Consider the following 23,070-nt stretch of genomic DNA (forward strand, 5'->3'; position numbering starts at 1 on the left):
AAGCGCAGGCGCAGTTTTGATCCGCCGGCGGAGCTTTCGCTACGCTCATCGGGCGACGTTCTTGCCGATATGCCCAAAACCTTGCTTCAGGAAGTCGAGTGCGAGTCCTTCATCTCTTCAAGGTCTATCTTCCCGACAGCTACACGGGCGTCGAGCGGGTAATTTGGCAAATAGCCGAAGGCACCGCGCCCTTGGGCGTGACTACGGACGTGTTATCGCTCAGCGCTCATCCCGATCCGAACCCAGTCCGCATCGCCAACCACTGGGCTCACCAGGCCAAGCTCGACTTATATGTGAGGTCAACCGGGTTGTCATTTTCGCTGCTGCCCAAGTTCCAAAAGCTCGTGGCGAAGGCAGACCTCGTTCACTACCACTTTCCATGGCCGATGATGGACTTGATGCATCTTCTGGCGCGTGTCCGAAAGCCTTCAGTCATTACCTATCATTCCGATGTTGTCCGACAGAAAAACCTTCTGCGCCTCTACCGCCCCTTGATGGATCGCTTCCTGGGTTCGGCTGACCACATCGTGGCGACCTCACCCAATTACGCGGCCAGCAGTTCCGTGCTGGCCCGATATCGTGACAAGCTGTCGGTGATACCGATCGGGATAGCCGAAGCGCCTGCGCCCGATCTCAACCGCATTGCGGCAATGCGACAACACGTCGGCGAAGGCTTCTTCCTGTTTGTCGGCGCGCTCAGATACTACAAGGGACTGCCTTTTTTGCTAGAAGCGGCACGCTCCACCGGTCTTCCCGTCGTTATTGCCGGCGGGGGCGACCCCTCGATTGTTGCGCGCGAGCGGCTCGGTAATGTAACCCTTCTGGGTCGGGTCGATGAAGCTGACAAGCAAGCCCTGCTGTCGCTTTGCCGCGTTTTCGCGTTCCCGTCCCACTTGCGCTCGGAAGCCTTTGGCGTCGCCCTTCTCGAGGCCGCTCAGGCTGGCAAAGCGATGATTTCCTGCGAAATGGGCACAGGCACGAGCTATGTGAATCTGGACAAGGTTACCGGTTTGACTGTCCCGCCCGGCAACGCCTCAGCTCTTGGCGACGCGATGCAGCGCCTGGCTAGCGACCCAGGCTTGGCATTGCGCATGGGCGAGGCCGCCCGCCAGCGGTATGTCGAACTTTTCACCGCCGAGGCGATGGGCAGATCATATGCGGCGCTTTATGGTCAGCTCATTGCGGCCAAGGCGAGCGGACCATGAAAATCCTAGTCACCGGTGCCAGCGGGTTCGTAGGAAGGCACCTTGTCTACGCGCTGCGCGCTAGCGGCCACGACGTGAAAACCGCCGGATATTCCAGCAAGACTCCTCTGGATTTCAGAGTCCAACTCTCATCTGACGCTGATTGGACTGCCGCATTGGCCGGGTGCGACGCGGTGGTTCATGCGGGAGCTCGCGCCCATGTCTTCGGTCATATCGGACCGGAGCAGGCCAGCGCGTTCGCGGATGTGAACACCGCAGGCACCATCGCCCTGGCCCGGGCCGCGGCAACGGCAGGCGTTTCCCGCTTCCTCTTCATCAGCTCAATCGCCGCTAGCGGACCGGGTGACGGCGCGGCCATCCGTGAAACGGACACCGCCCGCCCCGTTACCGCTTACGGCCAATCCAAGTTGGCCGCAGAAAAGGCGATTGCTGAGGTCGCTATTCAAACGGGCCTGAAGGTCGTTTCTCTTCGCCCTCCCCTCATCTACGGCGCCGATGCCGGCGGAAGATTTCGGCAAATGCTTGACTGGTGTGATCGGGGCTTCCCATTACCATTTGGCGGCATCAACAACCGCCGCAGCTACTTAGCAGTGCAAAACCTTGGCGCTGCGGTCCTGACCTGCCTTCAGCACCCGGTCGCGGTAGGAAAGGTGTTCAACATCGCCGATACCGATCCCCTTTCAACCCCTGCTCTGCTGCGCCTGATCTGCGACGGCCTTGGCAAATCATGCCGGTTGGTTACGGTGCCAACACTGCTGCTGCGCGCAGCACGCAAATTTGGCCTCGCCGCTCCAATCGATCGCCTGTCCGAGACAATGCTGCTCGACACCACTAGCATCCGGGAAACGCTGAACTGGCACCCGCCTGTGACTGTGCAAGATGGCATTCGCACCGCAGCTTACAATTTTGCTTCCCGGAGGTGACGCGAAACCCCACCGGAAGTCGGCTATGACCCAGAAGAGCCTGACTTGATTTTGAGGCTCTGGCAACAGCAGTTCAGAAACACCGAGTCATACGTTTTGCCACCACTCCTCCTGCCCAGCATCGCGTTATCAGCCGGGATTATCTCGGTCCTGCTCACCATCTGGCTAGAGCGTCATGCGCAACGCCTAGGTCTCGTCCAGGCACCCAATCATCGCTCATCCCATACCAAGCCAACGGCGCGTGGTGGCGGGCTGGCCGTTGCCGTGACTATCGTGGCCGCCGCAATTGCGTTGAGCCCCGTGGGCAGCCCGCGCCTTTTGTGCATTGCCGCCTGCATCGCCGCGATTGCCCTCTTGGGCTTTGCGGATGATCTCAAGGACCTCTCGGCTCGTCTGCGCTTCGCCGCCCAGGCCGTGATCCTGGTTGCCCTGCTTTGGGCCGCCGGACCGTTGCCCTCGCCGGGCCCCGACTGGCTGGCCGGTCCTATCCTGCTGCTGCTCCTGCTGTTGGTTGGGCTCTGGTGGATCAACCTTTTCAATTTCATGGATGGCATCGACGGCATCGCCGCCAGCCAAGCCGTCCTTGTTATCCTGGGGGCGATGCTCGTCTGGAGCCTGGGGAAGCCCGAGGCGATCAGCCAACCGACCTTTTGGCTCGGCTGCTCAGCGGCCGCTGCCAGCCTGGGCTTTCTCCTCCGGAACTGGCCGCCCGCACGGATTTTCATGGGCGACTCCGGCTCTAATGCCTTGGCATTGACCGTGATGGCGCTGGCTCTTCTCTCCATCTCGGCGGGCGAATTGGGGTACAACTGCTGGCTCATCCTGCCAGCAGTTTTCGTCAGCGATGCCACTGTTACCCTTTTGCGAAGGCTGTCCAGAGGCGAACGGCCTTGGCAAGCGCATCGCCGCCACGCATACCAGCAACTGGCGCGCCGCTATGGCCATGCGCGGGTTACCACGGCCTATTGCATCATCACCATAGGCTGGTTGACGCCACTCGCCGCCGCCGCAGAGTGGTTCCCTCCTTGGCAATGGCAGTTAACACTGACCGCTTACCTTCCCTTGGTGCTGGGCGCCTGGCTGTGCAATGCGGGAGCCCGCACGGAAACCCCGGCAGGGGCAACTGAGTAGATCAACCGCAGCCTTCATGCGCCCCCCGTGGCGGATCCATCAGCGCAGCTAGGCTTGTCGGCCCGGACTCAATATCCTCAAGCGAGCCGCCCTTTGCCCAAAGGACCGCGTTAGCGTACAGCCATCCTCGGTCCACCCAGCCACCGCATTATCAGCAAGTCCGGAGCGTGCATGTCCGTCCCAGCAACCGCCGTCCTCGGGATCGCCAGATGGACTTTCCTTGTGGCGCTTTTCGTCCTTGCCAATCTGATCGGCAATGCGTCTCCCTATCTTTATCTCCTAGCCCTGCTGGTTGCCCTCCCCTTCCTGATCGCAGAGCCCATGGCCCGCGCCGCCATGAATCGCCGGGAAAGCTATGGCTATGTTGCCGCCTTTCTCTGCATCGCCATCGCCTACATTTTCGCGAAGGGGGGCTGGAGCAACTTCGATAATTTGGGAAACTTCGTTCCCTACCTGCTGTTCGTCCCGGCCCTGGGCCTGCTCGATGGCGGCTCCAAACCCTCCAACACTGCCCGCGTCGCCACTTTGGCGCTGATCGGCGCCGCCATTGCAGCCGCCGTGGCATCCTACGAGAAGTTCGCCCTGGGCCATGATCGGGTCGTGGGCTTCATCAACACCACTAATCCCTTCGCTATGGCCTCGGTGATGCTGGGCTTTTTGTCCCTCATGGGCTTCCTGGCGCTCAAGGACCGCCGCCGCTACCTCTTCTGCCTTGGCCCTGTGCTCGGGACCTATGCAGCCATTCTGGCGGAGACCCGCGCCGTGATGCTGATCGTCCTGGTCCTGTGCGTCGTCTTTGCCGTTTGCGTCGGCATCCAGCTTAGCAAGCGCGGTCGGCTGGTGCTGTTGCTCACCAGCCTTGTCGGCGTTTTGGCGGGCACCGCCATTCTGCTGCAGCTGGGCGCGACCGTGCGCGCCTTTTCCGCCATCGAGTCGGTCCAGCACTTCCTCACCGAAGGCGCGGCCATCGACCATTCCGTCGCCATCCGGCTCGAACTCTATCGCGGGGGCATCATGGCCTTCCTCGATGCCCCCATCTTTGGCTATGGCTCGCGCCATCACGTCGAAGCCGCGCGCCCCTTCATGGAACCCGGGATCGCTGCCGAAGTGGCGGGCTGGTCGCACCTGCACAACGACTACATCAATTTCGCGGCCCTCGCGGGCATCTTCGGCCTCGTCTCCTATGGCCTTTATCTGCTGATCCCGATCGTCTCGACCTGGAAGTCGGTGCGCGACAGCCAATACCATGCACGCTGCTATGGCGGCTGGGTCGTCACCGTCTGCTATGCCGTCTACGGCCTCTTCGGCTCCGCCTTCGCCGCCGAACTCCTCCTCGCCTTCGGCGCCATGTGCACCGCCACCCTCCTCAGCTTCTGCAAGGACGAGCGAGCGGTTCCGCTCGCAACATCCTAGGGGCGAATCTCGCCTGGGTTCCGGGAAGCCCGACCAGCGCTCATCTGTGGAGCGCTGGAAGTTCTGGGAGGCCGCCCGGCAGCCCAATCACGCCAGCCAGATGCCGCTCTCGATATTGGGGGCGACCAAGGCCACGTTTTCCGCACTGTCGGAAAAGCGCAGCAACACCTCACCCCGGCTCATGCCCGCTTCCAGCTGCCCGTTCCAGTACTGCCAGCCGCCGCCATCGGGAGCGCGATCCAGCACGTTCTCATAAACCGCATTGATGAAGGTGCTGTTCGACGAGTTTTCGCCGTAGAGCCAGCGGAACTCCGGGGACGCAGCAAAATGTTGCGCCAGGGTGCGCATGCCCATGCCATCGTCGACAAATCCGACATTGTTCGAGAGCCCATCGAAATCGGGCTGCCGATCAAAAGCGGCCTGGTACAGCCGGTACACCTGCCCCGCCGTGCCGTCCAAATCCAAAGCCAGGGTGTAATCCGCAAACTCCAGCCGTTCGGTATTGATCAAGTCAACTCCATTGACCACCGCCCGGCCCTCGCCGAGCACATCAACGTTGTAACTACCTGCCGTGTTCTGGAATCGGATCACGTCCAGATCGCCACGCCCGTCAAAGAAGTCGCCCACGTTCGCGAAATTCACCTGATCGCGAAAATCGGTGCCGAAGGTGATGCCACTGGCCACAGGCATGGCATCGCTGATTTGCGCCGTGTAGCTGATCGGATGGGCCGCACCGCCGCGAAACTGCTGGGCATCATCGTGCAAGGTGCCCGAGATAGTCACCACAAATTGCTCACCGGGATCGGCATGGACCGCGGCCTGGAAGGACGTGTGCTCGTCATAAATGACGTAACCGAGTTTCGAATAATACTCCGCAAGTTCCCTGGCCGCCGGCTGGAAGTTGAAGCTGGTGAAATCGACATAAACAAACTGCTGTGGCGCAGTGGTTTCGCCAGCAATGGTGATCAGGAAGGCGGCTGCGTAATTTCCGCCATTGGTGGGCGCGTCGTCATTGATGGTCAGGGTGAATGCGCCCACCCGGTCCGTCTGGATGATGATCTGATCCTGGGTATTGCCACCAAAACCCAGATCTTCAAAGATGATCTGGCTGGGGCTGTTTGGAGTCACTCGCGAGAAAGAACGGATTTCGGTAGCCATGCACGGGTCCCCTGCTGTGTTTGATCGCACCGCCAGCAAGCTACGCTTCTGCAATGAACCCAGCATGAACTGGCCTAGCTTGTATGATGGGCAAAGCCCTTGACGGGGCGCACCTCAGCCTGTTGTTACGTCCCCCATGACCTTCATCGTTGTCGCTATTTGCCTGCTTGCGCTCGGCGCGGTTCTTTACGGCTCCCTCGTTCCCGGTCAATACCGCCCGCGTAGCGGGCTTGATGGACACATCGAGCATGGCCTCGCCTACGCCGTTAGCGCCGCCACTCTGCTTCCCTTCCTGCCTGGCCCAATGCAGGTGCTGGTTGCGGGAGCCGCAATGCTCGGCCTTGCCGGAGCGCTGGAGCTAGCCCAACGGTGGATACCCGGACGCTCCTGCCGATTGACTCACTTTCTCGCGAGCGCAGCGGGCGTCTTTGTGCCGATAACAGCAGGCTTGCTCTTCATGCTTGTTGGTAGTTGATCTTATTTTTGTCATACCGCCGCCAAGTTCCCCCAGCATCTGTCGTGCTAGCAAGCACACGGCCTTTTATGCTAAAGCCGCCTCACAGCCGCGTACCAAGACTTTATTGAAAGTTGACTGCTAGGCTCTACCCGCTGGGATGAATGCATTAACTTGCATCGACTGATCAGACCGACCTGCTCATACCACTGAGCACCACGAAGGCCCGCAATGAAGAATAAGAACGTCTTTTCTGACGCGCTCAAGACGTACCGCTCCGTACTCTTCTCGACTGTCGTCTTTAGCGCGGCGATCAATGCGCTGATGTTTGTGGGCCCGCTCTATATGTTGCAGGTCTATGACCGGGTGCTGCAAAGCCGAAGCGAAATGACGCTTCTGGTGCTGACCTTCATCGCTGTGTTCATGCTGGCGATCTATGGTGTGATGGAATGGCTGCGCTCGCGCGTATTGGTGCGGGCCGGAATGCGATTCGATGACACTCTCGCCAACCCGCTGTTCAATCGCGTGGTCACCAGCACCATTACCCAACCACAAGCCAAGGCCCATTTCGCTTTGGGCGACATCGACCGGCTGCGCGAGTTTTTCACCGGATCAGGCCTGATCGCCATCTGCGACGTCCCTTGGGTGCCAGTATTCCTGGTCGTCTGCTTTGTTTTCCACCCCCTGGTCGGGTGGGTGGCCACGTCTGGCGCCGTCATTATTTTCGTGCTTGCGCTGCTCAACGAAGTCGTCACCCGCAAGTCCTTGGGTGAAGCGAATACGCACTCTCAGGCAGCGCAGCACTTCGCCAACACCACCTTGCAGAACGTGGAAGTGATTCGCGCCCTGGGCATGGAAGACAGCCTTCGCCACCGTTGGGCCGAAATGCATCGCAAGATGCTCGAACTTCAGGCAGGCGCGAGCGATCGAGCCGGCGTTCTCCTTTCCGCCTCTAAATTCGTCCGCATGGGACTGCAGGTCGCAATCCTCGGAACGGGAGCTTATCTCGCCCTTGAGGGGCAGATCTCACCGGGCGTGATGATCGCTGCTTCCATCATGATGGGCCGCGCTCTCGCCCCGGTTGATCAAGTTGTCGGGCAGTGGAAACAGGTTATCGGCGCGCGGCAGGCTTATGCTCGCCTCAAGCAACTGTTCGAGAACCTGCCTGGTGAAGAGCAACGTCTGCAGCTGCCACGCCCCCTCGGGCGCATCTCGGCCGAGGGCGTAGCCATAGCTGCTCCCGGCTCGCGCATGCCGATCGTACAAGGGGTCACCTTCCAGCTCGAGCCCGGTGAAACCCTGGCTCTGGTCGGGCCAAGTGGCGCAGGGAAGTCCAGCCTCGTTCGGGCTTTGGTCGGCATTTGGTCGCCACTTGCCGGTGCAGTTCGGATCGATGGATCCGAGCTTGATCACTGGAACCGCAGTGAGCTGGGCAATTACATGGGCTACCTGCCTCAGTCGGTTGAACTCTTTGCCGGCACGATCGCGGAAAACATTGCGCGTTTCCGCGAAACCGATCCCGAGGCAATCGTCCTGGCAGCACAACGCGCCGGTGTTCACGACTTGATCCAGTCGCTTCCAGAGGGCTACGAAACTCAGATTGGCGTTGGTGGCGGACAGCTATCAGGCGGCCAGCGCCAGCGCGTCGGACTCGCTCGGGCCTTGTTCGGCGACCCAGCTTTCATCGTTCTGGACGAACCCAATGCCAATCTTGATGGTGAGGGGGAAGCCGCACTGGTGCGGGCGCTAAAGGATCTAAAGGAACGTCGCCGCACGGTTGTTTTTGTCAGTCACAAGACTGGGTTGCTGGCTTTGTCAGACAAGACCCTGATCATGGCCGACGGACGCATGCGCGCATTCGGCCCAACGCGCGAAGTCTTGCAGCCCAAACCCGCCGTTGCTGCCCGCAAGGAAGCGGCCCAAATTGCTCAAGTGTCTGCAGCAAGCTAGAAAGTCACCCCTTTTGCGCGGCCATCAGATCGCAGCTTGCGCGCGCGAATATCAGGAACGGGACATATGACCGATCTAAGCATCAAGACCGCGGGTATTTTACCTAAGCGCAAAGCGGACGAGTTTTCACCGCGTCCTTACATCCTGGCGGGCTACGCCACGATCATCCTGGCTTTTGGCGTTTTCGGAACCTGGGCGGCAACAGCCTCTCTGGCGAGCGGCGTCGTTGCGTCGGGCACGGTTTCTGTGGAATCAAATCGCAAGTCGATCCAGCACCTAGAGGGCGGCATCGTCAAAGAGATCTTGGTCCGTGAAGGGGATGTTGTTGATGCTGGCCAGCCTCTTGTAGTCTTGGATCCCACCCAAGCTCAGGGCAACTTCGCCGTGATGCAGACGCGCCAAACTATCCTGCAGGCGACCGAGGCGCGCCTCATGGCTGAAAGTCTTGATGCAGCTGAAGTGGCGTTTCCACCTGAACTTCTTGCCAGCGACAATCCCGAAGAACTCGCTGCGCTTGAAATGCAACGCACACTTTTCAACGACCGCAAGGCAACAAAGGACGGCCAGATCGGCATTCTGCGCGTGCGCAAAGACCAACTCAACGAGGAGGTCGAGGGCCTTGCCGTGCAGTTGCAGGCGACGGACGCGCAGAGAACTTCCATCGAGGACGAAGTGCGGCGGCTGACCACGGGACAGGAAAGTGGCGTTATCTCTACTAACCAGCTTTCCCAGCTAACCCGGCAGAGCTTGGAACTGCAGGGAAACTATGGCCGCCTCGTCGCTGAGATCGCCAAGATTAAGCAGAGTGTCGCCGAAACCGAACTGCAGATCCTCCAGCTGCGCCAGGAGTTTGTGGAACGTGCTGGCAATGAGTTGCGCGACGTCCGCGACCAGCTCAACGAGGTGTCCGAGCGCTTCATAGTTGCCAAGGACGTGCTCGACCGCACCATTGTTCGTGCTCCAGTGCGCGGCATGGTCCAGGGCATCATGGTGCATACGACCCAGGGCGTCATCCGCAGCGCGGAGCCAATCATGGATATTATCCCGCTCGATGATGATCTGATCATCAGCGCCCGTATCCGGCCACTGGACATTGACAGCGTGTCGGTCGGCAGCACGGCTGAAGTGAAGTTCCCTGCCTTCCAGAGCCGCACCACGCCGGTAATTTTTGGTGAGGTACAGGTGGTGTCGCAAGACGTGTTCGACCCCAAGGACGGGCGCACCGAGCCCTACTATATCGGACGCGTTCGGGTGGCGGACGAGAACGTGCCCGACGAGATCAAGGGTCGCCTCGTCCCCGGCATGCCTGCCGACGTGATCATCGCCACGGGCGAGCGGACCATGGTACAATACTTGATCAAGCCGCTGCAGGACTCGTTCTCGAAGGGCATGCGCGAGCAATAAGCACTGTTATTCTGCTCGGCAGCATTGTCTCTAGTTGCTACTCGTTGTACCCTCACCTGCGGGCAAGTTTTCGGCCTGCCTGAACTCGCCGGTTGCTTTTCAGCCCATGGCGAGCGTCAGGTGAGTTCTCTCGCCTAGGCTGCGTCACAAAGGATCGCGATCGCGTATGAGCATCTTGTCCTTCGCAAAGTTTTCCAGCGAGAAGCCGCGCAGGATTATCCCTGATTGGACCAATCAGGAGATGGCCGACTTTTTCCGGGCCCATCGCCTGCTCGTCGAAAGTGGCGCGGCGATTGGTATGGACCGTGGCTTGTCGGACGAAGCCGAGCCGTGGCTGGTGTTTTACGATGCCACTACGCAGGAGGTCTTCTTGCATATCGCCCGGATAGATGGCACCTGTCTGCTGGTCAGTGATCACCTGTCCATCAAGATCAGGGCGCCCCGCATTGATCTCTTGGTCGACCGGTTCGAAGAAGCGATCCGCAATAGCTTCAGCCTGCGTGCAGATCGCTCGTCTAACATCGTCACTCACCCTGCATCCAGGATCATCATGTCGATATCGGCTGTGTTCCTGTTGTTCAAGCTCGACAGCACGAGTGCTGCTTTGGCTCGGGATGATGTAGCCGGTGGGGCACACGAAGCCCAACTTCGCAAGGAATCGGGTTTGCCTCCACGCGCGCAAGCCGCGCTGGTTCGCATCTTCGAAGGCGCTGACAATCCGGTGGCGGTGGCAGCTCTTGCCAGTGTGATCCTGGCCAGCGATCTGCTTTCGAGCGACGCGCACGCCCCTGAATTCGAAGCTGCTCCGGAATTGATGCTGTTCCAGGTTGAGCAGCAAGCCCCGGGCAAACTCCTCGCCGCCCAGGAAAGCGTCGCTGAAGACCGCCAGCAGGTCGAGGACTCATCGATTGAAACGGCTTCAACAACTCCGCCGCTATTGGTTAAACTTCCGGTCCTGATTGCGCCAGTCGTCGGAAAAGGTGACGCGCTTCTTGAGGTTGCCGAAAGCCACTCCGCCCACACCGATCAGGTGGTGTTCCAGTTTGCAGCCGTAGGGCAGACGCGCACGGAGCCGAAGGCGGAGGTCCAGAGCGCGCCGATCGTCGTCACCCAGGCGGTCGCCGCGGAGCCTGCGCCGGAGCCGGAAAAGGCCCCCGCCTCGCCGGCATCTTTGTCCCTGAAAGTGCTCGGTGAACTCGCCGTCTTTGATTGGACGGGCTTCACTCGTACAGATCTGGCTTCCGGCATTGTGGTATCCGACGAGGGAGAGCTCTCTCGTGCTGGCGCGCTCCCCCCGGAATCAGCAGCGCCCGCTGCCTATGGGTTTTCGGCCGACACGGCATTAACTGGCGAGCAGTTGATGAGCGTGCTGCGCCACATGATAACGGGCTTGGGCGGATACGAACTCGAGGAGCAGGGCAGCGTCCTGCGCGTGGAGCAACTCGACGTCGATTACGGCAACCCGGAACTGCTCGGGATTTGGAACAATACAATGGACGACGGAAGCTCGATCTCCCTGGTGGGCCAGATCGAGCTACTCGACGACATAACCGGGTTGCTGTCCGGCACTCAACTGGTTGCCTGAGCTGCCTTATAACCCAAGGGCTTTCCTGTAAGCCACGATCGTCTCGGCGGCACAATTCTCCCAGCTGAATTGTGCCGCGTTTTCCAGTCCCATGCGTGACGCCCCATCTCGCCACGCCTCGTCATCCAGCGCCTGGGCGAAACCTTCTGTCATTGCTGCGACATCGTTGGGCTCCACCAGGATAGCGGCGCCGCCCGCGACCTCTGGGAGCGAACTGCTGGTTGAGGTCACGACGGGAACCCCCGAGGCCATGGCTTCCAGCACCGGCAGCCCGAACCCCTCGTAGAACGAGGGGAACAAGAACGCCCTGGCGCCGGCAAACAGGTCGGGCAGCTGCGATTTCTCGGCAAAACCGAGATAGCGTGCCCAGCCCTCGGCTTCGGCCGCGCGCAGTTTTTCCATGATGGCCTCGTTCTGCCAGCCGCTAAATCCCACCAGGACCAGCGGATAGCGCCGGCGCAGCTCAAGGCTCAGCCGGCCATAGGCGTCCAGCAGGCCGGCAATATTCTTGCGCGGTTCGATCGTCCCTACAAAAAGCGAATAGCCGCCATGCTGGAGCCCCAGCGACTGCAAGCTTGCGCTGGTTTCCGCGGCCGTTCGCGGGCGGAACTCCGGGGAACTGGCCAGCGGCGTGGCATGGATGCGCTCGGACGGCCAGTTGAAATAGCTGGCCAGCTCCTCACCCGCCGCCTTGGACACCGTGATCAAAACGCTCGCGCGTTTTAGCGCCAGCGCAACCTCTCGCTCCATGAACCGGACGCGCTCGGGCGGATGAAATTGCGGCCACTTGAACACGGAAAGATCGTGGATCGTTACGACACTCGGGCCGGCAAAGGGCGGCAGGTAAAAATTGGGGCCGTGAAACACCGCATCCCCCGCATCCTTGAGCGCCCGCCCGCGCCGCCAATGCGACACGGCTTGATGCAGATCCATCATGGTTTCGCTGCGGGCAATAAGGGTTTTGAGCGGCCGCAGCCGCGCCGCCATGCCGGGCACGCCCACTTCCCCCTCGTTGGGCAGGCCATCGCGGAACGACAGGCCGGAGAAATAGCGCAGCTGCTCCACCTGCGGGTTGGCCGCTAGGGCCCCTGCCAGCTCATAGGTATAGCGGCCAATGCCGGTGAGCGGAAAGCGGACCGGATCGATAGCGAGGATAACCCTCATGTGTACTCCAAGGCACCGGGCAGTTGCGGGCTAGGCTGCGCGCCGAAGCGCGATCCCGGCGAGGGCTCTTAATCCTTCAGAAGCGACTCCCAGTCAAATTTCTCGTCTTCCATCGCCGGTGAAAAGAGCTTTGAGGCATCAACGCGCGGTGTCTGGCGAGCCGCACCCTGCGCCTGCGCCAGCCGCTGCAGCACCGAAAGGTTCTGCACCGCCATCAGCTGCGCATAAGCCACCGGCAAGGCGCCGGCACGGCGCAGCGCCAGGAACGCGTCGTCGGAAAGCTTGTTCAAGGCCGCTTCATTGATCCGGCTGATGCCTTGGACCGCGCGGGTGGTTTCGCCATCCTTGAGGTTGATCGGCCATGGCTCGAGCACTTCGGCCGCCTGCAGCGCTGCGACGGCTGTGCTGACAGCATCATTGCCGCGCCGAACCTGCACCAGAAACTGCAGCATTTCGCTGGTGCGCGCATGGGGCGTCACTCCATCCTCGGCGAAAAACGGCGTACCCTCGTCGCTGAGCAGCCCGCTCGCCTCGTCAAAGGCGAGGGTGAACTGTTCGGCCGCCCCTGCCCCGCTATTGGCGAGGATAAAGGGGAAGGCGCGCAGGGCGGCGGGAATATAGGGTCCCAGCCATTTGCCGCCCGGCCCCACAAAGAGATTATTCCCCGGCAACAGGCTGAGCATGGCCACCAGCACCAGCCTGTCGCCGCTTTGCACAAAGGCCAGCGGCATGGAGCGGGCGGCGTGGGCGATTTCCGCCGCCGAAATCTGCACCAGATGGTTGGTTTTGGCGAAATCAAAGGATGCCGGCGCCTGCCAGCCCTTGCCGGCGTGACGCTCGCGGCTGATCGCGACAATGGATGGCTGGTGTTGCGCTGCAGTCATGGCAAATCCCTGCTGTGTTGGATGGAGGCATGCCCCCCAAGCCTTGCCGGGATACTTAACAAAGCCAAGGGCGGCCCGATACCCAAAACCCCGCGACGTCCAATCAGATGCCCACAAGTACAGCCCGTTACATTGCTCACGAAAACGTGTCTTCGCCGTCGAAACTGGCTTGCAACCGGCAAACCGCAAATCAAGCCCAAGTGTTAACCAGAAGTAAACCTTAACTATTGATTAACCCGATGAGTTGAGTCCCTTATCCACTCCGGGGGAGGAGATGGGCAAAGCCACCTGATCTCCGACCAAAGAAGTTCACAGGGCTAAGGAAACAATCATGGCGAGCATTCAGGGTATTTACATCGCGCTGTTCGGGCGTCCAGCAGATCCGGAAGGTCTGGATTACTGGACTGCACAAACCAAGGGCGGCACCGATTTGTCGTTCCTGATCGGCCGGCTCACCGCCGCCGACGAATACGAAGATCTGGTTGCCGGCAAGACGCCGACCCAGGTCATCAATGCAATTTATCAGCAGCTGTTCGACCGTGATGCGGACCCGGAAGGTCTCGCGCATTACCTGGCGCTGCTGGAAAGCGGCGAGCAGAGCATCGAAACCATCGCCATCAACATTCTTGACGGCACCCAGGGTGCGGACCTGCTGACGCTCGATGCCAAGATCGATGCTGCCGACATGTTCACCGACAGCCTTGATCTGGCGGTGGAAGAAAATGCTTACGCCGGCAACACGGCTGAAGAAATCGGCCGCGAGTTCATCGACAGCGTCGATGCCAGCGATCGCGCCACCCAGGAAGAAGTCGATGCTGCCATCGAGCGACTACTGACGCCCGAAGGTGAAGAGCCTGAAGGTCCAAACAATCCCCCCGGCGGTGGTGGCGGCGGTGGCGGTGGAAACAACGGCGGCGACACGACCGCGCCTGAACTCACTATTGAGACGAATGGCTTTTCTGTCGCTCCCAATGGCGAAACCGAGGTGACATTCACGTTTACCGAAGCCGTGGTCGGGTTCACCGCAGAGGATGTGGTGGTCGAGAACGGGACCATCACCAATTTCCTGCGGACCACGGCTACGACCTACACCGCGACGTTCGTTCCAGGTGATGATGGAGCCGGCGCTACAATTTCGGTAGAAGACGGCAGCTATTTCGATCGTGTCGGCAATCCAGGTGAAGGCGCTAGCGTCGGTCTGGCGGTTACCGAAGATGATGTCGTGCTTTTCGATGCCAATGGTGAGTTCGTTTACTCTTCCAACGACCTTCAGGACGTGATCGATTACGCTGGGGAGATTGAAGGTGGAGCCGTCGGTTACCGCATCAATACCAACAGTGACAGCGGCTCCTTCGACGGCGACATCAATCTGAATGTTGCTGGCCTCACGGTCAACGGTTACGACCAGACGCTCAATGGCGGTGTTTACATCACTGGTGAAGGTTCGGCGCTTCGTGGCTTTACCATCGACGGTACGCTTGAAGGTCCATCGGACGGTCCGAACGAAGGTGCGACCGTGTTGGTGCACGCCAACGACGTAGAAGTCAGCGACCTTACTCTTTCTTCCAGCGACGAAGATGCTGCGACTGGTGTCGTTGTTGCAAACGACGTAATCGGCGCGAACATCCATCACAACAACGTCTCTGGTTATAGTGCGGGCGTTTACGTGAACCCTGGTGAGGAGAGTTCCGTTACCGAGAACACGTTCGAAGGCAACGGCGAGTCTGTGATCGTTGAAACTGGCACTGAAGTGAGTGGCAATACCTTCGATGATGCTGGCAGAGACATCCGTGTCTCGTTGCGCGAAGCTGGAACATACGGCTTGTCGGACATCATCGACAGCAACTCGTTTGGTAGTAACGTAGCTATCCAGGCGCGTATCACAGATGGCAGCACGATCACCGGCAGCGACTTCGCGGATGTAATCTACGCGCCCTATGGGAATACTGCTGAAGCAATAAACACGATCTTCAGTTCGTTGGGTGGCGACACCTATATCGCGGCTGAAGGCGAGCACATCGACTTCGAATTTACCGACACTGACCACTCAGGCTTCCAGCGCGATGTGACCACGTTCGACTTCCGAGCAGGAACCGGCCAGGAATCGATCCCTCTGCACATCTTTATCAGCGGTGAAGACTTCCGTGGTGCTGCTAATGCGATAGCAGCTGATCCAGCTGTGGGCGCGTTCGCTATCGAGTATGACAATCCGGGTGCAAGGCCAGCCGGGCCTGTGCAGGATTTCTTCGTGTATGAAACCGGTGATCTGTATAAGCGCGATCCAAACGCGCCATCGTGGTTCGAACCTGCAGACGGGCAGCAAACCCTAGTCGTCTACGACGACCTGGGCGGGGATGAGTTCAACGTTTATTTCGATGCCAACGGCAATGGTGATCTCGACGCGGGAGACGGCCAAATCCACATCATCGGCCTGAACCACGCTGGCGTGGGCTTCTTCGGCCCATCTACAGTGGGTATGGAAGAGGCGTAGTTCAACTAACAACCCCGCACTAAGCGGGACCACTAATCCACCCCCTGAATGGTGGCCAGAAAGCCCGGTGTTCGCATCGGGCTTTTTCATGTCCGGTTTTTAGCTCCAGTGTAGGGAGGCACCGACGCGTTTTGACAAGGCCCCAAATAGTAGGAGCCTCGGTAAATTCTATGCATATGCCCGGAGCCCGCTGACGCGTAAAGCCGCACGCGGGCCGCCATCCGGCGCACGCGGTCTAGGGTGCGCCCTTGGGCTAAAGGCTTGCGAAGATGAGCGCACGGATTGCAGTCAGATGCCCGGTGAGAATGTTGCACGTCATCCTGGACCATTCTTGCTGGTAGGACGACAAACAAAAACCCCGCCGTCTCTCGACGGCGGGGCTCAAACCTAAACTCTTACGAGTAATTAGGCGGTGAAGTTCTGGCTGTCGAGATCGTCGACAGAGAAGCCAACGATCTTCAGGACGCCGTCACCGGCAGAGAGAGTGTCGGTAGCAGGACCGCCAGCAGCTGCAGCGGCGTTGAAGTAAACGTACGCGTCATTGCCGAAGTCGAAGATCGTGTATTCGCCCACAGCGGTGTAGGTCGATACAATGTCCAGAGCTTCCTCAAGGGTGGTCGCGTCTTCTACCTGACCGACTTCGATGTTGCTGAGTTCGTCGTAGCCAGCGCCAACACCAGTGAAATCAAGCTCGTCTTCATCAGCGTCGAAGTCTTCGAGCGTGATCAGGTCAGCTTCGAAGTCCGAAGCGTCGGTCACGTTGGTCAGACCGTTCAGGTCAAACAGATCATTGCCTTCACCAAGGGTGATGGAGATGGTCGTATCTGCGACGTTGTTGGCTCCAGTGAAAGCGAAGGTATCTTCACCGTCGCCCAGATCGAACTCAACTTCTTCAGCGGTCGCGCCGGTCGAAGCATAGGTGACAACGTCATCACCGCTGCCGAACGAAGCCGACTCGAGATCAACAAGAGCAGTCAGGGTCGTGGTGATCGCACCCGTCGAACCCGAAGCGTCGAAGGTGACGGTTTCGGTCAGATCGGAAACGGTCAGGCTAACATCGGACTCGAGGTTGATCGTGACGGTCTCGATTTCCGAACCATCAACGGCTGGCTGAGCTGCAACTGGAGGAGGCCCAACAACGGCAGGAACGGCAGCAGCTTCATTCGTGGTCGTGATGGTCAGAGTGGAGGCAGCGCCACCGGCAGCTTCTTCCACCGAACCGGAAACGGTCAGCGAGGTCAGGTCAACGCCGTTGACGTTCAGGGTCGCGCCGGTATCGATCTCGTCGAGCTCGATTTCAGCTTCGGTTGCGTCTTCGTCATAGGTTACGGTTGCGGTAGCATCCGTGAATTCAACCGATTGACCATTGACCAGGCCAGAGATGGCCACGGCTGCGGCACCCGACTGACGGAAGGTGGTCGCACCTTCGAAGTCCTCAGCGTCGATGGTAGCACCGGCTGCAGTAACCAGCAGATTGATATTCTCAACGCCGGTGATCGAAGCAGTGTCCGGAACATCAAAGGTTGCACCAACCACGACGTTCAGAGTGTCCTCGCCAGCGCCGCCCTGGATGCTGTCGAACTCATTGATCGTGCCAGCAGGAGCGTTGAACGTGTCGGCCAGCGAGGTGCCAACGATCTGCTCACCAACGTCTGCGGTCAGAGTGAAGGTGTCGCCGATCGGGCCTTCTGGAGCATTGGTGACGATGTCCGCAATGGCAGCGTCGGTTTCTTCTTCGCTCGGCACGGTCGCGTCATCAGCCGTTACGCCGCGCAGGTAGTTGCGGCCGGCTTCTGCTGCTTCATCGCCCTGGTAAGCGCGGATTTCTTCAGCAGTGTCGAGCGAGTCGGTGAACTGCTGAGCAGCCTCAACCTTGTTCTCGATCACGTCTTCATCGGTGCCGGTGGCGCCGTCGAGGATACGGATGGCAATGTCCTGAACGGAAGCATCGCCGGACTGCAGCAGAGCCACATAGAACAGCAGGCCTTCAGCATCGGCGGGACGACCGAACAGATCCATGTAGATCTGGTTGACCATGTCGATCTCGCTCTGGCCTTCAAAGCGGGCGGTGTACTCAGGCGAATTCGACAGATCGCTAACGGCGTCGAGGTTTGCGCCATCGTCGGTCGCATCGACATAGTACTGGTAGCCCACTGGATCAGCCGGACGGCCGAAGAGGGCAATGTAGACTTCCTGAATGGTAGCCATGAGTTTTAAATTCCTTTTCTGTGACCGAATTGGCCAAAGAGGCAGCTAAAACGAGGCAATAGGCGCAACTAAAGGTATCTCCCCCCTCAGTTTCCCCATCTCGTCGAAATCAACGTACGCCGTTCTGTTTAGAGTCGTCAAGCACAATGTATTAGGTTCACTGTACCCTAGACTCGCTCGAACACAGTAGACTCCGGCAGGTGAGTCCCCTATATTGATTACGCTAAACGGGGCTGGTCAGGCCATTTGGCTTGGCTAGAATGCAGTAGGGTCATCACGGGATGGTGACTACGAAGTGAGGACAGAATGTATGGCAATCCGCAAAAAGGGCAGTCTGCCGACGACGTAGCCAAGCTGCGCCAGGAAGCCGGTTTGTGGCTGAAAACCCTGCGCGAAGACGCCGGCCTCAGCCAGCGCGACCTGTCACGTCACCTCGACCTCGATTATTACACCTTCATCTCGCAAATCGAATCCGGCAAGGGCCGCGTGCCCCCCAACCAATATGCAGCCATGGCCAAGGCGCTCAAAGTCGAGCCGCATGATTTCGCCAAGCAGATGCTGCGGTTCTACGACCCGATCACCCACGAAATGCTGTTTGGCGGCGAGCCAAAGCAGTTCTCGCCGATCGTGGTGCGCAAGAACGACCCAAAAGTCAGCCAGCTCGCCAAGCGCCTGGCCAAGCTCGAACGGCTGGTTTCGGTTAAAACCGAACCCCAAAGCTAGTCACGCCTGCGCGCCACCAGCGCAGCGCCTTGAAAGCCGCTCCCTGACACCAGCCGCGGGGCCAGTTTCCGTTGGCTCATCATCTTGGCCCGCAGCCCTCCTTGGGGCGCCGCAGCACGCCTCGCGGCCTCGCCCGCCCGAGCCCGCATCCTCGGCCAGAAAACCACCCCTGGAGCCCAGAACAGCCCCCTGCCCGCGGCCGGCACACCCGCGCGCCCACGGCAGCAAAACAACACAAAAAAACCCCGCTGTCCGAAGACAGCGGGGCTCGCAGAACGCGGGGGAGTTACCTCCCCCGACAACCCAGAACTTAGGCGATGGTGAGATAGCCGTTGTTGAACGACACGTCTTCAGCGCTCACGCCGGTGAGGGTGATGGTCGCGCCGTTGAACGTGCTATCGAGATCGCTGCCATTGAAGGTCTGCTCTTCGATATAGAGCACGGTGTCAGCGCCCTGCTGCTGCAGGAAGATTTCCAGCACACCCAAACCGCCAACGCCATCGCGACCCACGACTTCGTCGTTGAGCTCGACGAACTTGAAGCCCTGACCGAAGTAGATCAAATCGTCGCCATCCGCGCCGAAGCCGGCGATGGTGATGACGTCGTTTGCATCAAGGTTGTTGGCGAGGAACAGATCGTTGCCCGCGGTTGCCGCTTCGGCAGCCGAGTCGACCACTTCGAGGTCAAGGTTGAGGCCGGTAGGACCAAAGGTCGCCTGCGCATCGGCAATGGCCGCATCGATGGCCTCGAGCTGATCAGCAAGGTCCTGAGCCTCGGCAAGGTCAGCCCGCAACTCGGCACGCTGGTCGACTTCAAACTGAGCCGCCACAACTTCAGCGCGTGCAGCAACAAGCTGCTCGTAGAGATCGCTGACGCCGTCGCTATCAGTGTCAGCGTCCAGTGCAACCGCTTCTGCCTGGGTGGATGCAACCAGAGCTTCTGCGTTAGCTTCAGCCTTGGCCGCTGCCTGAGCAGCCGAAACAGCCGACAGCAGCGCCGTCACGCCAGGATTGGTCGCTTCGGTCACGCCAGCAGCCAGCTCAAGCGTGCCATTGGTGCTGATGATGAGATCGGTCGCATCGTAAGTTGCCGTACCGTCGGTGGCGACCACCAGAGCGCCAGTGTTCAGCGCACCGAAGCGACCTTCTTCACCAGTCTGGGTGGTGGCCGCTAGAGCAGCAGCGGCAGCAGCTTCGGCTTCAGCTGCAACAGCGGCTTCATAGGCTACGATTGCTTCGGCCAAGCCGTCCACAGCAGCAATGTCAGCCTCAACAGCGGACTGAGCTGCTTTAGCACCCGCCAATTCAGCAGCAAGGACGTTGTCCGAACCGTCAGCCAGATCACGCGCGAGAGCACCCTCAGCCGCAGTCACGTTGCTGGCAATGTCTGCACGCGCGGTGGCGGTAGCCGGATTGTTATCCAGATCCAGCGAGGCCAGGAAGTCAGCTTCCGCCTGCTGAGCCGCAGCCAGGGTGTTGATTGCAACCGTGATGTCGAAGTTCTCGCCAGCGCCGATGGAGGCGATGAAAGCGTTAACCTGGAGCTCGGTGGGGATGGTTGCGTCATCTGCAGTCACGGTCGACAGGAAGGCACGACCCTGCGCAGCTGCGTCGGAGCCGGCATAAGCGGCGACTTCAGCAGGCGTGTCGAGCGCGTCGGTGAACAGCTGGGCAGCGACCACCTTGTTGTCGACAACGTCCTGGTCGACGCCGGTTGCGCCGTCGATGATGCGGATAGCGATGTCCTGGAGATTGGCAGCGCCCGAGCGCAGCAGCTCAACATAGAACAGCAGGCCTGCGGGATCAGCAGCGCGACCAAACAGATCGATGAAGATCTGGTTGACCATTTCAGCATCGCCCATGCCTTCAAAGCGCGAGACATACTCTGGCGAGTTCGACAGCGCCCCAACTGCGCTGAGGTCGGCACCGTTCCCGGTAGCCGCTACATAGTAGTCAAAGCCTGCGCGATCGGCCGGACGGCCAAAGAGGGCGATATAGACTTCCTGAATGGTAGCCATGTGTTTCCAGATTCCTTTTCTGTGACCAAACTGGCCAAAGAGGCAAATACGACGATGGAATAGGCACGACCAAAGGAGATCTCCTCAAGTCTCCCCATCCCGTCGACGCCGGAAGCTATGTCGCTCACCGGGAGTCCGTCAAGGATAAAAGTTGCGCAATTACTGTATGGTCTAATCTTGTATAACCTCGTGAATTGCCCATGCAGCTTGTACATTCATCATCTTTTGTTAACTGGCCCCCAATCAACAAATATCGGCCCAGGGCACGAGAGCACGGCGTTGCGTCGCGGCGCGGCTGCGAGGCGAAAAGCAATCCACCACAGGGACAGAACGTCGACCACGTGTTGCGGCTGCGTCAGCCAGCGGGCAAAGGTTGCGCGGCTTGCAAGGAGGCGGGCCCCAGTCAACGCGATTTGTCCCGCGCACTGGATCTGGATCACCACACCTTGAGTTCCCAGATCAAAGCGGGCCGGGCTCTGCCGCTAACTGCTGCCCATCTCGCCGCGGCGGCCACTTAGCCATCCGCTCCCCCGGCGATGTCGACAAAGAAAGCCCCACCCTCCAAAGAGGGCGGGGCTGGGGTTCGGTAGTCTCGGCGTTACGCTGGCGATCAGGCGAAAACGAAGTTGGAGCTGTCGATGTCTTCCACCGAGAAGCCGACAACCTGAACCAGCCCATCGCCATTGGCGAGGTCGCCGCCCGCGGTGCTGACGAGGATATAGGCGTCGCCATCATAGTCGAACACCGAGACCTGACCACCAGTGGTGTAGCTGCCGGCCACATCGATGGCGTCTTCAAGCGTCGCTTCGTCGGCAATGTCGGCCAGCTCGGTGTTGGTGAGGATGTCCCTGGTGAAGGCCGCCAGGTCAATAACGTCATCGGCATCCTCGAAGTCGGAGATGACGATAAGGCTGTCTTCGAAATTGGCTTCGTCGGTGACGTTTCCAAGGGCTGTGAAGGCAAAGGTGTCGTTGCCACCGCCGCCTTCCAAGGTCACGACAGCTTCTTCGGTCCCGGCGGCTGCATCGATGGTGAAGGTGTCATTGCCATCATTGGCGGCAAAGGACACCTCGCTAGCGGTCAAGCCCGTGGTGGCCAGAGTGACGGTGTCGTCGCCGCTGCCGGCCTCGAATTCCTCGATGGCGACCAGAGGCGTCAAGTCGAGAGTGAGATCGCCCGTGGAGCCCGAGGCGTCGAAATTGGTGAGGCCGACAAGGGTCGTAACGTCAACTGTGGTTTCGCTGCTCAGCGAGAGGGTGAGGTCGGTTTCGGTCCCTGTGCCAGTCAGTGTGAGGGTTTCCCCATCCTCAGTTTCCCCAACGACGGTAATCGAAGTGAGATCGCCGGGTGTGGTTTCGGCGAAGGTCACGGCGGCGGCTCCTGTAACATCATCAAGCGCTACGGTTGCAGCCGAAACCCCATCCGCCACGGTCACCAGGGCTGCCAAGGCGGCGATGCTGCGGAAACCTGCTGTCACCCCTTCTCCCACTTCTACCGGTCCGGCCACGCCGATCTGCCAAACCTGCTGCGCCCCTTCAAAGGACTCCGTGGACAGATTGGTGACTGCCGCAGTGGTGGCGATGTTGATGATCTCGACCCCATTGATGGTGGCGAGCGGGTCGATGTCAGCGCCGCCAGCGCCGACGATGTTCATGGTGTCGGTGCCAGCACCGCCCTGGATGTCATCAAGCGGGGTGATGGTGGTATCGGCGCCGCCGACATTGGCCTGGAAGGTGTCGTTGTCGTCGGTGCCGGTGAACTCATCGATGCCGGTGGTGAGGGTGAAGGTGTCGCCGGGAACGCCGGCATTGTAGTTGTCGACGATGGTCTGGAGCGCTGCGTCCACCTCTTCCTGGGTCGGGATGGTGGTGGGATCGTCGGTGACGGCATCAAGGAAGTTGCGACCGGCTTCGGCAGCCTGGTCGCCCTGGTAGGCCAGGATTTCCTCGGAGGTGTCGATCGAGTCGGTAAAGAGCTGGGCGGCTGCCACCTTGTTGTCGATCACGTCCTGATCGGTGCCCGTGGCACCATCGAGGATGCGGATGGCGATGTCCTGGGGGCTGGCGCCACCGTTCTGGAGCAAATCGACATAGAACAGCAGGCCTGCCGGATCAGCTGGGCGGCCAAACAGGTCCTGGTAGATTTGATTGACACGGTCAATGTCGCTCATGCCTTCGAAGCGACTGGTATATTCCTCGGAGGCGGACAGATCACCGACCGCATCGAGGTTTGCACCGTCGTCAGTGGCTTCAACATAATACTGGTAGCCAACTGGATCGGCCGGACGGCCGAAGAGGGCAATATAGACTTCCTGAATGGTAGCCATGTGTTCAGTTTCCTTTTCCGTGACCAAATCGGCC

General features: G+C 59.8%; 15 protein-coding genes. 9 read left to right on the forward strand and 6 right to left on the reverse strand.

Annotated elements, in window-relative coordinates:
* The first annotated feature begins 98 nt into the window (after positions 1-98).
* From HRU92_RS11075 to HRU92_RS11090, 4 genes are all read left to right on the forward strand, one after another.
* Positions 99-1,205 (forward strand): glycosyltransferase, encoded by a 1,107-nt coding sequence (locus tag HRU92_RS11075; RefSeq protein WP_172124318.1) that lies wholly within the window; start codon positions 99-101, stop codon positions 1,203-1,205.
* Positions 1,202-2,128 carry an NAD-dependent epimerase/dehydratase family protein gene (locus HRU92_RS11080; RefSeq protein WP_172124320.1) on the forward strand — a complete coding sequence of 309 codons (927 nt, stop codon included), beginning with the start codon at positions 1,202-1,204 and terminating at the stop codon, positions 2,126-2,128. Before HRU92_RS11075 ends, HRU92_RS11080 begins: the two co-directional genes overlap by 4 nt.
* Positions 2,129-2,224: 96 nt before the next feature.
* Positions 2,225-3,259, forward strand: a complete 1,035-nt coding sequence (locus HRU92_RS11085; protein ID WP_173088150.1) for a glycosyltransferase family 4 protein — start codon at positions 2,225-2,227, stop codon at positions 3,257-3,259.
* Positions 3,260-3,430: 171 nt separating this feature from the next.
* A complete protein-coding gene (locus tag HRU92_RS11090; RefSeq protein WP_172124324.1) occupies positions 3,431-4,672 on the forward strand; it encodes an O-antigen ligase family protein in 1,242 nt (413 codons plus the stop codon).
* Positions 4,673-4,759: 87 nt separating this feature from the next.
* On the opposite strand, the gene HRU92_RS11095 is transcribed toward HRU92_RS11090, so the two are convergent.
* Positions 4,760-5,830, reverse strand: a complete 1,071-nt coding sequence (locus HRU92_RS11095; protein WP_173088152.1) for a DUF4214 domain-containing protein — start codon at positions 5,828-5,830, stop codon at positions 4,760-4,762.
* A gap of 685 nt (positions 5,831-6,515) precedes the next feature.
* Between HRU92_RS11095 and HRU92_RS11100 the strand changes: the two genes are divergently transcribed.
* From HRU92_RS11100 to HRU92_RS11110, 3 genes are all read left to right on the forward strand, one after another.
* Complete coding sequence (locus HRU92_RS11100) at positions 6,516-8,234, forward strand: type I secretion system permease/ATPase (protein WP_172124328.1); 1,719 nt, start codon at positions 6,516-6,518, stop codon at positions 8,232-8,234.
* 66 nt (positions 8,235-8,300) lie between these two features.
* A complete protein-coding gene (locus HRU92_RS11105; protein ID WP_173088154.1) occupies positions 8,301-9,638 on the forward strand; it encodes an HlyD family type I secretion periplasmic adaptor subunit in 1,338 nt (445 codons plus the stop codon).
* Positions 9,639-9,804: 166 nt separating this feature from the next.
* A complete protein-coding gene (locus tag HRU92_RS11110) occupies positions 9,805-11,223 on the forward strand; it encodes a hypothetical protein (RefSeq protein WP_172124332.1) in 1,419 nt (472 codons plus the stop codon).
* Between the two features lie 6 nt (positions 11,224-11,229).
* Here HRU92_RS11110 and HRU92_RS11115 read toward each other — a convergent pair whose 3' ends face one another.
* Both HRU92_RS11115 and HRU92_RS11120 read right to left on the reverse strand, forming a co-directional pair.
* Positions 11,230-12,387, reverse strand: coding sequence for a glycosyltransferase family 1 protein (locus HRU92_RS11115; RefSeq protein WP_173088156.1), 1,158 nt, complete (start codon positions 12,385-12,387; stop codon positions 11,230-11,232).
* Positions 12,388-12,455: 68 nt separating this feature from the next.
* Entirely contained in the window at positions 12,456-13,271 is an 816-nt protein-coding gene (locus HRU92_RS11120) for a SapC family protein (protein ID WP_173088158.1), read from the reverse strand.
* Between the two features lie 331 nt (positions 13,272-13,602).
* Between HRU92_RS11120 and HRU92_RS11125 the strand changes: the two genes are divergently transcribed.
* Positions 13,603-15,762, forward strand: a complete 2,160-nt coding sequence (locus HRU92_RS11125) for an Ig-like domain-containing protein (RefSeq protein WP_173088160.1) — start codon at positions 13,603-13,605, stop codon at positions 15,760-15,762.
* A gap of 405 nt (positions 15,763-16,167) precedes the next feature.
* Here HRU92_RS11125 and HRU92_RS11130 read toward each other — a convergent pair whose 3' ends face one another.
* Complete coding sequence (locus tag HRU92_RS11130) at positions 16,168-17,970, reverse strand: DUF4214 domain-containing protein (protein ID WP_173088162.1); 1,803 nt, start codon at positions 17,968-17,970, stop codon at positions 16,168-16,170.
* A gap of 306 nt (positions 17,971-18,276) precedes the next feature.
* Here HRU92_RS11130 and HRU92_RS11135 point away from each other — a divergent pair, with 306 nt between their 5' ends.
* The gene (locus tag HRU92_RS11135) at positions 18,277-18,693 is read left to right on the forward strand and encodes a helix-turn-helix transcriptional regulator (protein WP_172124342.1); all 417 of its coding nucleotides are present in this window, start codon (positions 18,277-18,279) and stop codon (positions 18,691-18,693) included.
* A gap of 310 nt (positions 18,694-19,003) precedes the next feature.
* On the opposite strand, the gene HRU92_RS11140 is transcribed toward HRU92_RS11135, so the two are convergent.
* Positions 19,004-20,710, reverse strand: coding sequence for a DUF4214 domain-containing protein (locus HRU92_RS11140; RefSeq protein ID WP_173088164.1), 1,707 nt, complete (start codon positions 20,708-20,710; stop codon positions 19,004-19,006).
* Between the two features lie 610 nt (positions 20,711-21,320).
* Positions 21,321-23,036, reverse strand: a complete 1,716-nt coding sequence (locus tag HRU92_RS20755; RefSeq protein ID WP_172124346.1) for a DUF4214 domain-containing protein — start codon at positions 23,034-23,036, stop codon at positions 21,321-21,323.
* Positions 23,037-23,070 lie beyond the last annotated feature (34 nt).

This window comes from Devosia sp. 1635 (assembly GCF_013185955.1).
Classification (GTDB): domain Bacteria; phylum Pseudomonadota; class Alphaproteobacteria; order Rhizobiales; family Devosiaceae; genus Devosia.